Annotated in this window: 8 protein-coding genes and 1 tRNA gene; 5 read left to right on the top strand and 4 right to left on the bottom strand. The window is 65.5% G+C overall.

The window, feature by feature from the left end:
- Positions 1-262 precede the first annotated feature (262 nt).
- The 4 genes from Herbaro_RS15710 to Herbaro_RS15695 all read left to right on the top strand — a co-directional run bounded on the left by Herbaro_RS15710 (position 263) and on the right by Herbaro_RS15695 (position 8,587).
- Positions 263-2,575 (top strand): NADP-dependent malic enzyme, encoded by a 2,313-nt coding sequence (locus Herbaro_RS15710; protein WP_275010550.1) that lies wholly within the window; start codon positions 263-265, stop codon positions 2,573-2,575.
- 1,370 nt (positions 2,576-3,945) lie between these two features.
- Positions 3,946-5,313, top strand: a complete 1,368-nt coding sequence (locus tag Herbaro_RS15705) for an MFS family transporter (protein ID WP_275010549.1) — start codon at positions 3,946-3,948, stop codon at positions 5,311-5,313.
- A 125-nt stretch (positions 5,314-5,438) separates the two neighbouring features.
- Complete coding sequence (locus Herbaro_RS15700; RefSeq protein WP_275010548.1) at positions 5,439-7,250, top strand: sensor histidine kinase; 1,812 nt, start codon at positions 5,439-5,441, stop codon at positions 7,248-7,250.
- Positions 7,250-8,587, top strand: a complete 1,338-nt coding sequence (locus Herbaro_RS15695; RefSeq protein ID WP_275014037.1) for a sigma-54-dependent transcriptional regulator — start codon at positions 7,250-7,252, stop codon at positions 8,585-8,587. The genes Herbaro_RS15700 and Herbaro_RS15695 overlap by 1 nt, the downstream gene beginning before the upstream one ends.
- 91 nt (positions 8,588-8,678) lie before the next feature.
- Here the strand turns inward: Herbaro_RS15695 and Herbaro_RS15690 are convergent, their stop codons facing one another.
- From Herbaro_RS15690 to Herbaro_RS15675, 4 genes are all read right to left on the bottom strand, one after another.
- The gene (locus Herbaro_RS15690; protein WP_275014036.1) at positions 8,679-9,338 is read right to left on the bottom strand and encodes a DUF799 domain-containing protein; all 660 of its coding nucleotides are present in this window, start codon (positions 9,336-9,338) and stop codon (positions 8,679-8,681) included.
- Positions 9,338-9,703, bottom strand: coding sequence for a DUF4810 domain-containing protein (locus Herbaro_RS15685; protein ID WP_275010547.1), 366 nt, complete (start codon positions 9,701-9,703; stop codon positions 9,338-9,340). The genes Herbaro_RS15690 and Herbaro_RS15685 overlap by 1 nt, the downstream gene beginning before the upstream one ends.
- Before the next feature lie 32 nt (positions 9,704-9,735).
- Positions 9,736-10,431: a CsgG/HfaB family protein gene (locus Herbaro_RS15680; RefSeq protein ID WP_275010546.1), complete on the bottom strand. Its 696-nt coding sequence runs from the start codon at positions 10,429-10,431 to the stop codon at positions 9,736-9,738.
- A 525-nt stretch (positions 10,432-10,956) separates the two neighbouring features.
- Positions 10,957-11,041: transfer RNA gene (locus tag Herbaro_RS15675), tRNA-Leu, on the bottom strand.
- A gap of 123 nt (positions 11,042-11,164) precedes the next feature.
- Here Herbaro_RS15675 and Herbaro_RS15670 point away from each other — a divergent pair.
- Positions 11,165-13,126: an APC family permease gene (locus Herbaro_RS15670; RefSeq protein WP_275010545.1), complete on the top strand. Its 1,962-nt coding sequence runs from the start codon at positions 11,165-11,167 to the stop codon at positions 13,124-13,126.
- Positions 13,127-13,139 lie beyond the last annotated feature (13 nt).

Below are 13,139 nucleotides of genomic sequence, written 5' to 3'. Positions count from 1 at the left end.
AGCGCCGCTTTCTTGCACTGCAAGCGAGTAAAGATTCATCATTGCAAAGCTGTGTGTAACGTGCGCTATCGCACCGCAAACAGCAGTCATTTGCACCGTGAACGCGCATGTTCGCGGACATCACGTACCGCCGGCGAAACGCCGCAAAGCCTTTTCCGGACTGGCTTTGCGCGGGGCAGCATCGGGCCGGCGGCCTATGATTGGAGGCCGACCTCTGCTAGAATCGACGGTCTTCGCAAGTCAACATAGAGAATACAGAGTTATGGATTCGATGATCAGTAAGAAAGAAGAAGTGCGTCAGCAACTTCGTCAGGCAGCGCTGGATTACCATGAGTTTCCCACCCCGGGCAAAATCAGCGTCACTCCCACCAAGCTGCTGACCAATCAGCGTGATCTCTCCCTCGCGTATTCTCCCGGCGTCGCAGCGGCCTGCGAAGAAATCGTGGCCGACCCGCTCAACGCGTTCAAGTACACCGCCCGCGGCAACCTGGTGGCCGTGATCTCCAACGGCACCGCCGTGCTCGGCCTGGGCAACATCGGCGCGCTGGCTTCCAAGCCGGTGATGGAAGGCAAGGGCGTGCTGTTCAAGAAGTTCGCCGGCATCGACGTCTTCGACATCGAAGTCAACGAGACCGACCCGGACAAGCTGATCGACGTCATCGCGGCCCTGGAGCCGACCTTCGGCGGCATCAACCTGGAAGACATCAAGGCGCCCGAGTGCTTCTACATCGAGCGCAAGCTGCGCGAGAAGATGAAGATCCCGGTCTTCCACGATGACCAGCACGGCACCGCCATCATCGTCGGCGCGGCGATCCTGAACGGCCTGAAGGTGGTCGGCAAGAACATCAAGGAAGTCAAGCTGGTGGTCTCCGGCGCCGGCGCGGCCGCGCTGGCCTGCCTGGACCTGATCGTCGACCTGGGCTTCCCCATCGAGAACATCTACGTCACCGACCTGGCCGGCGTGGTCTACAAGGGCCGCGCCGAACTGATGGATCCGGACAAGGAGCGTTTCGCCCGTGAAACCGACGCGCGCACCCTGGCCGAAGTCATCCCCAACGCCGACATCTTCCTGGGCCTGTCGGCCGCCGGCGTGCTGAAGCAAGACATGGTCAAGCAGATGGCGCCGCGTCCGCTGGTGCTGGCGCTGGCCAACCCGACCCCGGAAATCCTGCCGGAGGACGTGAAGGCCGTGCGCGACGACGCCATCATCGCCACCGGCCGTTCGGACTATCCGAACCAGGTCAACAACGTGCTGTGCTTCCCCTACATCTTCCGCGGCGCGCTGGACTCCGGCGCCACCACCATCACGCGCGAGATGGAGATCGCCACCGTGCACGCCATCGCCGAACTGGCGCAGGCCGAGCAGTCCGACATCGTGGCCGCCACCTACGGCGTGACCAACCTGTCCTTCGGCCCCGAGTACATCATTCCCAAGCCGTTCGACCCGCGCCTGATGATCAAGATCGCGCCGGCCGTCGCACGCGCCGCCGAGACTTCCGGCGTGGCAGCCCGTCCCATCCAGGACATGGACGCCTACATCGAGAAGCTGGAGCAGTTCGTCTACCACAGCGGCACCTTCATGCGCCCGATCTTCCAGGTCGCCAAGAAGGCCGCCGAAGCCAAGAAGCGCATCGTCTACGCCGAAGGCGAAGAAGAGCGCATCCTGCGCGCGGTGCAGGTGATCGTCGATGAAAACCTGGCCAAGCCGATCCTGGTGGGCCGCCCGGAAGTGCTGGAACAGCGCATCAAGAAATTCGGCCTGCGCCTGCGCCCCGGCACCGACTTCGAAGTCATCAACCCGAACTTCGACGAGCGCTATCGCGACTACTGGCAGACCTTCCTCGAGATGTCGCGCCGCAAGGGCGTCACCGAGCAGTACGCCAAGCTGGAAATGCGTCGCCGCCACACCCTGATCGGTTCGATGGCGATCCACAAGGGCGACGCCGACGGCATGATCTGCGGCACCTACGGCACCACCCAGCTGCACCTGCACTACATCGACCAGGTGCTGGGCAAGCGCGAAGGCGTCAACGTCTACGCTGCCATGAACGCCGTGATCCTGCCGAACCGCCAGCTGGTGCTGGTCGACACGCACGTCAACGAGAACCCGAACGCCGCCGAGCTGGCCGAGATCACCATCCTGGCCGCCGAGGAAATGCGCCGCTTCGGCCTGCATCCGCGCGCCGCGCTGCTGTCGCACTCCAACTTCGGTTCCTCCAACAGCGAGTCGGCCCGCAAGATGCGCAATGCGCTGTCCATCATCCGCGAAGTCGCTCCCGACCTGGAAGTGGACGGCGAAATGCATGGCGACACCGCGCTGGACCAGAAGCTGCTCAACGCCGTGATCCCGGATTCGCCGCTCAAGGGCGACGCCAACCTGCTGGTCATGCCCAACATCGATGCCGCCAACATCGCCTACAACCTGCTCAAGACCGCATCGGGCAACGGCGTGGCAATCGGCCCGATCCTGCTGGGTTGCGCCAAGCCGGTCCACATCCTGACGCCGTCGGCGACCGTGCGCCGCATCATCAACATGACGGCGCTGTGCGTGATGGACGCGCTGTCGGAGCGTTGATCGCCGCCTGAACAGGGCAGCAAGCTAGACCGCAAAAGCGGCGCATGTCGGAAGGCATGCGCCGCTTTTTTTGCTCGGGCGGGAGTGGAGAAGCGCTGCACGACGCCGGGTTCCTGCTTTCGCAGGAACGACATTGGGGCGATGGCGTCAATCGCCGTTCGTTCGAGCCATCTCCCTTACTGTCGTCCCGGCGAAAGCCGGGATCCAGCGACGTTCGTCGCGCATCGCCGGCCGCTGCACGACGCCGGGTTCCTGCTTTCGCAGGAACGACATTGGGGAGATAGCGGCAATCGCCGTTCGTTCAAGCCATCCCCCTCGCTGTCGTCCCTGCGAAAGCCGGGATCCAGCGACGTCCGTTGCGCATCACCGGCCGCTGCACGGCACCGGGTTCCTGCTTTCGCAGGAACGACATTGGGGCGATGGCGTCAATCGCCGTTCGTTCGAGCCATCTCCCTTACTGTCGTCCCGGCGAAAGCCGGGATCCAGTGACGTTCGTCGCGCATCGCCGGCCGCTGCACGACGCCGGGTTCCTGCTTTCGCAGGAACGACATTGGGGCGATGGCGTCAATCGCCATTCGTTCAAGCCATCTCCCTCACTGTCGTCCCGGCGAAAGCCGGGATCCGGCGACGTTCGTTGCGCATCGCCGGCCGTTGCACGACGCTGGGTTCCTGCTTTCGCAGGAACGACATTGGGGAGATAGCGGCAATCGCCGTTCGTTCAAGCCATCCCCCTCGCTGTCGTCCCGGCGAAAGCCGGGATCCAGCGACGTCCGTTGCGCATCACCGGCCGCCGCACGGCACCGGGTTCCTGCTTTCGCAGGAACGACACTGGAGCGATGGCGTCAATCGCCGTTCGTTCAAGCCATCCCCCTTACTGTCGTCCTGGCGAAAGCCGGGATCCAGTGTCGTTCGTCGCAGCCAAGCGGCGATGGCGAGGTATGGCAAGCGTTACCGGACCCCGGCAAATTCTCCAGCGCGCACATTTGCAAAGGCTGGATTCCCGGAAAGCCAGCCGCCGATGATTCCGGGAATCCGCGCGATTGCTGCGTCGCCGCATACTTCAACTCAAATAAACTCGTTTAAAAACAACGGCTTAAGTTAGCTCCGCCCTCATCCATCTTCTGGCACGAAGCCTGCAATGCCTCCCGCACAAGTAAAGCAAAAACGGAGACAGACACGATGCAGGCAAGCATCCCGCAGACGCGTTCGCGTCGTGCCGTCCCGATTGTCCTTACCCGTTTCACATCGTCCATATCAAGCGTCTTCGCCGCAGGCAAACGGCCGTCCGAGCCGGCGCCCGCGCGGCAATGACTGGACTCACCCGGCCGCCGATTCGAAGAGGGAGGAAGCGGCCTTTACAGGAGATATCCATGAGCGACAAACCACAAGCAGCCGCAACGCTGAGCGCGGCGGAGTACCGCAAGCGCATCTTCGCCATCCTCGGCGCCTCGTCCGGCAACCTGGTCGAGTGGTTCGACTTCTACGTCTATTCCTTCTGCGCGATCTACTTCGCGCCGGCCTTCTTTCCCAAGGGCGACCCGACCACCCAGCTGTTGAACACCGCCGGCGTGTTCGCCGCCGGCTTCCTGATGCGTCCGATCGGCGGCTGGCTGTTCGGCCGCATCGCCGACAAGCACGGCCGCAAGAACTCCATGCTGATCTCGGTGCTGATGATGTGCGGCGGCTCGCTGGCCGTGGCGCTGATGCCGACCTACGCCGCCATCGGCGCCTGGGCGCCGGCGCTGCTGCTGGTGGCGCGCCTGTTCCAGGGGCTCTCGGTGGGCGGCGAATACGGCACTTCGGCGACCTATATGAGCGAGGTGGCGCCCAACGGCCGCCGCGGCTTCTTCGCCTCGTTCCAATACGTGACGCTGATCGGCGGCCAACTGCTGGCGGTGCTGGTGCTGTTCGGCATGCAGCAGTGGCTGTCGAAGGAAGAGCTGATGGCCTGGGGCTGGCGCGTGCCCTTCGTGCTGGGCGCGGTCGGCGCGCTGGTGGCGATGTACCTGCGCAGCTCGCTGGCTGAGACGGCGTCGGAAGGCGTGCGCAAGAAGAAGGACGCCGGCACGCTCAAGGGCCTGCTGCAGCACAAGCGCGCCTTCATCAACGTGGTCGGGTTCACCGCCGGCGGCTCGCTGATGTTCTACACCTTCACTACCTACATGCAGAAGTACCTGGTCAACACCGCCGGCATGGATCCCAAGATCGCCAACGGCGTGATGACCGGCGCGCTGTTCGTCTACATGATCCTGCAGCCGATCTTCGGCGCCATCTCGGACAAGATCGGCCGCCGCAACTCCATGCTGTGCTTCTGCTTCCTGGGCATGATCTGCACCTTCCCGATCCTGCATCTGCTGAAGGACGTGAGCAGCCCCTACGCCGCCTTCGGCCTGGCCATCCTGGCACTGACCATCGTCAGCTTCTATACCTCGATCGGCGGCCTGATCAAGGCCGAGATGTTCCCGGCCGAGGTGCGCGCGCTGGGCGTGGGCCTGTCGTACGCGGTGGGCAACGCCATCTTCGGCGGCTCGGCCGAGTTCGTGGCGCTGTCGCTGAAGTCGGCCGGCATGGAGTCGAGCTTCTACTGGTACGTGACCGCGCTGTGCCTGGTGGCGCTGATCGTTACCCTGCGCATGCCCGACCCGCAGCGCGACGGCCACCTGCACGACAACATCGACATGGAACCGGAGCAGGACGCCGCCGGCAGCGCCGGCGCCAAGCAGCACAAGCCGGCCTGATCCGGCGCGCGGGGCAGGCTTGGCGCCCGCCCCGCGCTATCATTAGGGATTGGATCCCGTTTTCGTCGCGGCGCCTTTCGGGGCGCCGCGTCGCATCCGCCGTCCTCACGCCTTTGCCGATTTCCATGAGAGCCAGAAGAAACCTGCTGCTGTTCGCCGTGTTCGTCGCCGCCACGCTGCTGGTGTGCGGGATCACGTACCGGCTCGCGCTGAACAAGGCCCGCGCCGACCAGAAGAGCATGGGCGCGGCCCAGCTGCAGATCGCGGCGCTCGACCTGGAGTCCATCCTGCAGAAGTTCGAGGCCTTGCCGTTCGCGCTGGGTTTCCAGTCCGACGTGCGCCAGGTGTTGCAGCATCCCGAGGACGCGGTGGCGGTCGACCGCCTCAATCGCGCTTTCAAGACCATCCAGCAACAGTCGCGCGCGGTGCACATCTTCATGATCAACCGCGCCGGGTTGACCCTGGCGTCGAGCAACTGGGACGACGAGTTCAGCTTCGTCGGCCGCGATTTCGGCTTCCGCCCGTATTTCAGCGAGGCGGTGCAAGGCCGGGCGGGGCGCTTCTACGGCATCGGCAATGTCTCCAGCGAGCCGGGCTACTTCATCGCCCAGCCCATCTATCGCCGCCAGGACCAGGCCGATGGCGACCTGCCCATCGGCGTGATGGTGGTCAAGGTGGACCTGGCCGAGTTCGAGCATACCTGGCGCAGCAGCGCCGACCCGATCACGCTCACCGATGCCGGCGGCGTGGTCTTCCTCAGCAACCGCCCGGAATGGAAGTACCACAGCCTGCGGCCGCTGACCGGCCCGATGCAGCAGGCGCTGGCCGGCACCCACCAGTACGCCGACCAGCCGATCACGCCGGTGTCGGCCTTGCCGGCGCAACTGCAGCGCGGCTTCGGCGAGCACGTGTCGCGCCCGGTCGGACGGCTGGGTTGGAAGCTGATGCTGTTCCCCTCGCAGGCGCGCATGGCGCGTTCGGCCATGCTCTCGGCCATGGCGGCCGCTCTGGGCATGGCGGCGCTGGCGATTTCGCTGCTGGCCTGGTACCAGCACCGCCGCCGCCTGCAGGAGCGCATGGAGTCGCGCGACGCGCTGCGCCGCGCGGCCGAGGAGCTGGACCTGCGCATCGCCCAGCGCACCGGCGAGCTGACCGCCGCCAACCAGGCCATCGCCGCCAAGTACGACAAGCTGCAGCAGACCGAGAGCCTCTTGCGCACTACCCAGAACGAACTGGTGCAGGCCGGCAAGCTGGCCATGCTGGGGCAGATGGCGGCCGGTGTCACGCATGAGCTGAACCAGCCGCTGGCGGCGATCCGCGCCTTCGCCGACAATTCGGTGAAGTTCCTGGCGCGCGGCCAGACGGCGCAGGTGGCGGAGAACCTGGAACACATCAGCAGCGCCAGCGCCAACATGGGCAAGATCATCGGCCAGCTCAAGGGCTTTGCGCGCAAGAGCGGCGAGGCGGTCGCAACCGTGGACCTGCGCCAGACCATCGAGGCCGCGGCGCTGCTGCTGGGCAGCGAGTTCCAGAATCACGGCGTAGGCATTGCCATCGAGGTGCGGCAGGCGGCCAGCGTGACCGGCGACGCGGTGCGCACCGAGCAGGTGCTGATCAACCTGCTGCGCAATGCGCTGGACGCGGTCGAGGAGGCGCCGGCCAAGCGCGTCTGCGTGCTGCTGGACGTCGAGGACGGGCAGGCCGTGGTGCGTATCCGCGACTCCGGCGCCGGCATCGCCGACGAGGTCGCGCCGCACCTGTTCGAACCTTTCTTCACCACCAAGTCGTCCAGCAAGGGGCTGGGCCTGGGGCTGGCGATTTCCTCGTCCATCGTGCAGGCGATGAACGGCCAGCTCACCGCGCATAACCACGAGGAGGGCGGCGCCGAGTTCGTCGTGCGCCTGCCGCTCCTGACACTTCCGAATGGAGAGGCATGATGGAACAACCCCACACCGGCGCCATGCGCGCCATCCTGATCGAAGACGAACAGGCCGTGCGCCGCGCCACCGCGCAGGCGCTGGAACTGGGCGGCTTCGAGGTCAGCCCCTGCGCCAGCGCGGAAGAAGCCTTGCCGCTGCTGGCGCGCGACTACGCCGGCGTGGTGGTGACCGACGTGCGCCTGCCCGGCATGTCCGGGCTCGAGGTGCTGGCGCACGCGGTGGCGCTGGACGCCGGCCTGCCGGTGATCGTGGTCACCGGGCACGGCGACGTCGGCATGGCGGTGGAGGCCATGCGCGCCGGCGCCTATGACTTCGTGGAAAAACCGTTCAGCTCCGACCGCCTGCTGGAAATCGCGCTGCGCGCGCAGGAAAAGCGTAGCTTGGTGCTGGAGAACCGCCGCCTGCGCGAGGCCTGGGCGCATGACCCCGAGCTGCCGCCGCTGGTGGGCCAGTCGCCGGCCATCGAGCGCGTGCGCGCGCTGATCCGCAGCCTGGGGCCGGCCGACGTCGACGTGCTGATCAACGGCCAGACCGGTACCGGCAAGGAAGTGGTGGCGCGCCAGCTGCACGCCGCCAGCGGGCGCAAGGGGCCGTTCGTCGCATTGAATTGCGGGGCCTTGCCGGAGACCGTGTTCGAGAGCGAGATCTTCGGCCATGAGGCGGGCGCCTTCACCGGCGCGCAGAAGCGCCGCATCGGCAAGCTGGAATACGCGCACGGCGGCACGCTGTTCCTGGACGAGATCGAAAGTATGCCTATGGCGCTGCAGGTCAAGCTGCTGCGCGTGCTGCAGGAGCGCCGGCTGGAACGCCTGGGCGGCAACGAGTCGGTCGCAATCGACTGCCGCGTGGTCGCGGCCAGCAAGGCCGACCTGTTGAAGCAGGCGGGCGAAGGCCTGTTCCGCGAAGACCTGTACTACCGCATCGGCGTGGTCGCCATCGACCTGCCGGCGCTGAGCCAGCGCGGCGAAGATATTCCCTTGCTGCTGGCGCATTTCTGCCAGGCCGCCGCGATCCGCTACCGGCGCGAGATCCCGCCGTGGACGACGGCGCAGATGCAGCAGTGGCAGCTGCGCGAATGGCCGGGCAACGTGCGCGAGCTGCGCAACTTCGCCGACCGCTGGGTGCTGGGCGTGGAGCAGATCGCGGCGCCTGCGCCCATCCCCGGGACGGAAGCGGCGCCGCTGCCGCAGCAGGTGGAGAGTTTCGAGGCCGGCCTGATCGCGGTCGCCCTGCGCGACGGCGAGGGCAGCGTGGCGGCCGCGGCCGAGCGGCTGGGCATTCCCAGGAAGACGCTGTACGACAAGATCAAGAAGTATGGGCTGGGCGCCGGTTGACGGCGCGCAGCGGCATCGCGGCCGAGGACGCAAAAAAAAGCCCGCATCGCGCGGGCTTTTTTTCTGGCGTGCGGAGGATGACCCCGTCGCTTCAGTCCTTCTCGTACTGCGGCGAACGCGGGCCGTACAGCATGCCGTTCTTGCGGCCCGCCATCAACAGGCGCTGGCTGGTGACGCCCGCCATGCCGAAGCTGGCGTCGCTGACCGTGCCGATGATCTGGTTGACCACCGCGCTCACCAGCATGCCGACCAGGCCGCCGGAGTTCTGCTGGCCCTCCGCGCTGGAGGCCGAGGCGCTGCCTTCCCACAGAACCTGGCCCGAACGCAGGTCGACCAGCTTGGCGTCCGCGGTGACCACCGTGGCGCTGCTGACGACCTTGTAGGAGGTGCCGTAGTCCTTGACGTTGATGTACAGGGCCGAGTCGGCGCCGAAGATCTGGCGCAGCTTGGGCGGCGGCAGGTTATGGATGTCCGCGGCGCTGGTGAGACCGTTCTGCTTGAAGGTCTCGGCGGCCAGCGACACCGGGATCACGTAGTAGCCGGACTCGGCCAGCGGATAGGTGACCTGGGACAGCATCCCGTAGGGCGCGACCACTTCAGGCGAGCTGTTGAGCGGCGGCAGCACCAGGATGGAGGCCGGGCGCGCCTGCTTGAACGCGGCGTAGTCGTAAGGCTTTTGCTGGGTCGCGCAGCCGGTGGCCAGCGCCGCCAGCAGCAGGGCGGCGCCGATGGCCTTGAATTTGCTGAACATCATTTGGCCACTCCCTTCTTGTAATTGCGCATCAGGAAATCCATGTACGGGGTCGATTCCGGGAACAGGGTCTTTTCGGTCTCCAGTTCCTGGACCAGCTGGTCGTCCTTGCCGACGGCCGCGTACAGCATGCCCAGGTGGGCGTGATAGCCCGGGGGCGCGGCTTCGCCGCCGGCGCGCATCTTCTGCAGGCTCTCTTCCAGCGCGGCGATCTGCTGCTCGTTGCCCTCGTTCTCGGTCTTGAAGTGGGCGTAGACCTGCTGCTGGTAGGCGCCCCAGCCATACAGGGACTTGCGCGGCTGGGCGCAGCCGGTCAGCGCGATGGCCAGCGCGGCCACCAGGCTTGTTGCGATGATCTTGTTCATTGTCGTGATGGATGCAATGGTGGAAAGGTCGTTTATTGCGGCTTCCATGCGCCGGAATCGATGCCGGTCACCAGATTGTTGACGGCCTCGCGGATGGCCAGGTCCAGCACCTTGCCGTTGAGGGTGGAGTCATAGCTGGCGGTGCCGCCGAAGCCGATGATCTCGCGGTTGTCCAGGCTGTATTCGCCGGCGCCCTGCACCGAGTACACCACCTGCGAGGTCGAGACATTGACGATGTTCAGGTTGACCTTGGCGTAGGCGATCTGCGACTTGCCGCGGCCGAGGATGCCGAACAGCTGGCGGTCGCCGGTTTCCTTGCGGCCGAACTCGGTGACGTCGCCGGTGACGACGAAGCTGGCGCCCTTGAGGTCCTGCGCCTGCTTGTTCAGCTTGGCTTCCTGGGCCAGCTCGGCCATGTTGTCGCGGTCCATGACGCTGAAGCGGTTGCTCTGCTGCAGGTGGGTGATCAGGATGGTCTTGGCCTGGCCGCCCAGTCGGTCGACGCTGTCGGTGAACAGGCCGCGCATGTAGCTGGAGCGGTTGTCGAACTTGCCCACCGCGATCGGGCTGCGCGCGCCCTGGTATGCCTGCGACGCGCTGTTGACCTTGGCCACTTCCAGGGTACGGGAGCTCTCCGTTGCGCAACCGGCGAGGCCGGCGGCGACGATGAGCGCCGCGACGGCGGTGAGCGCTGGCTTGGCCGCGGATGTGACCGACTTCTTTGACATGGTTTTTCCTCTTTCTTGTTGAACGAATGGCCGTGTTGGGGCCGGGTGCTGCATGAAGTAACGACGCGCGCCGACGTTGCGCTGTCCGCGGGACAGGCAGCCGACGGCTATTTCAATGGAGACGGCTCGACGACGATCGCCGGGCGATGCGCCCGGGATCGGGAATGGAAGTAAAGCAGGAGTTGCGGACCGAGTCTGTAGTAAACGCTCGATTGTTTTGCATGTTGCAGATTTCCCCGTGTTCTTGTTGTCCCGGTCCCCTCGGCCTCGGCCGTCCGGATATTTACATGCGTAAATATATAGTGGAGCTCCGCAGGCTGTCCATAGTCGATCCGACAAGTTCCGGAACGAATGTTCGGGACAATGGACGCGCAGGACCGGCGCCGGGCATCTGGGGCGGCGAGAGCGGCGCGAGGAACTTGGGTGGGGAAGAGCGAATGTCGCGCGAGGATCGGCGACGCGCAAAACAAAAAAGCCCCTGCGCGATGCGAGGAGCTTTTTGCTGATTTACTGCCTGATGCTGGCTGGTGCCGGGAGCCGGAATCGAACCGGCACGCCTTGCGGCGCGGGATTTTGAGTCCCGTGCGTCTACCTATTCCGCCATCCCGGCAACGCAAGCCGAAGATTATGACCGATTTCGGGGCGGTGGGCAAGTGCCGGGAAGGGGATGCGGGTATCATGGCGGACTGTGCAAAACACGCGGCGGTGCGCCTTGCAGCGCCTGCCGGACGCAATGAAGCCGTTGAAGATACGTGAAATCCTGATCGGGAAGGCGCTCGATCCCTTGAAGAGCGAAACCCGCCATTCGCTCGCCCTGGTGGCATTCCTGGCGTGGGTGGGGCTGGGCGCGGACGGCTTGTCGTCCTCGGCCTATGGGCCGGAAGAGAGTTTCCGCGCGCTCGGGGAGTACACCCACCTCGGGCTGTACCTGGCGCTGGCCACGGCGCTGACGGTGTTCATCATCGCGCTGGCCTACAACCAGGTGATCGAGCTGTTCCCCACCGGCGGGGGCGGCTACCGGGTCGCCACCAAGCTGGTCGGTCCTTACCTGGGACTGGTCTCGGGCGTGGCGCTGATCCTCGACTACGTGCTGACCATCGCCATCTCGGTGGCCTCCGGCGTGGATGCGCTGGCGTCGATGCTGCCGCTGGGTTTCCAGCCCTACAAGCTGTGGGTGGAGGCGATCTGCATCGGCGTCCTGATCGTGCTCAACCTGCGCGGCCTGAAGGAGGCGATCCGGATCCTGCTGCCGATCTTCCTCGGCTTCGTGGCGACCCACTTGCTGCTGATCCTCTACGGCGTCTTCGCGCATGCGGGGCACTTCCCTTCGCTGGTGCCCGATACCCTGGCCGAGACCGGTCGCCTGGCCGAGCATATCGGCTGGTCGGGCGTGGCGGCCATGCTGTTGCTGGCGTACTCGCAGGGCGGCGGCACCTATACCGGGCTGGAGGCGGTCTCCAACAACGTCAACATGCTGGCCGAGCCGCGCGTGCGCACCGGCAAGGTCACCATGATCTACATGGCGCTGTCGCTGGCCTTCACGGCCGGCGGCATCTTCCTGCTCTACCTGCTGTGGGATGTGAAGCATGTCGAGGGCGAGACGCTCAACGCCTCGGCCTTCCGCATCATCATCGGCAGCCTGGGCGTCGAGGCCAAATGGGTCAACGACCTGATGCTGGTGGTGGTGTTGGCCTTCGAGGCCGGGTTGTTGTTCGTGGCGGCCAATACCGGCTTCCTGGGCGGGCCGGCGGTGCTCTCCAACATGGCGGCCGACTCCTGGGTGCCGCATAAATTCCGCTATCTCTCCACGCGGCTGGTAACGCAGAACGGCATCCTGGTGATGGGCGTGGCGGCGCTGGCGATCCTGTTCTGGACCCAGGGCAGCGTCACGCTGCTGATCGTGCTGTACTCGATCTCGGTGTTCCTCACCTTCGCGATTTCCCTGTTCGGCCTGTGCCGCTACTGGTGGCGCCACCGCAGCCGGCTGGATCACTGGAAGCGGCGCTTCCTGCTGTCGCTGGCGGGTTTCCTGATCTGCTTTTCCATCCTGTGCGTGCTGCTGGTGGAGAAGATGTCGGCCGGCGGTTGGGCCACGGCGCTGATCATCGCCGCGATGTCGGCGCTGTGCATCACCATCCGCAACCACTATCGCGCGACCAAGGAAGCGATCCGCACGGTGGACCAGATCTTCGCCAACCAGCCCTTCGGCATGCAGACCGGCGAGGTGGTCCCCGATCCGGCCAACCAGACTGCGGTGTTCATCGTCGGCACGTCGCGCGGCGGCGGCCTGCATGCGCTGCTGTGGGTGCAGCGCATGTTCCCGGATCACTTCAGGAACTTCATCTTCGTCAACGCCCGCACGGTGGATTCGCACGCCTACGGCGGCGAAGGCGCGGTCGAGCAGATGCGCGCCGAGGCCAACGCCACGTTGCAGTTCTTCGTCGACTTCTGCCGCAGCCACGGCATGGCCGCGAGTTCGAAGCTGGGCTTCGGCACCGATGCCGTGCAGGAAGTCACGCGGCTGTGCTTCGAGGTCAGCAAGGAGTACCCCAACGCGATCTTCTTCACCAGCAAACTCATCTTCGAGCGCGACAACTGGTTCATCCGGCTGCTGCACAACCAGGCGGCGCTGGCGGTGCAACGGCGCTTGCATTTCGATGGATTGCAGATGGTGATCCTGCCGATGAAGGTGTGAGCCGCCGGCATGA

The sequence above is a fragment of the Herbaspirillum sp. WKF16 genome (assembly GCF_028993615.1).
Classification (GTDB): Bacteria; Pseudomonadota; Gammaproteobacteria; order Burkholderiales; family Burkholderiaceae_D; genus Herbaspirillum.
This window is presented reverse-complemented; position numbering and strand designations above follow the sequence as displayed.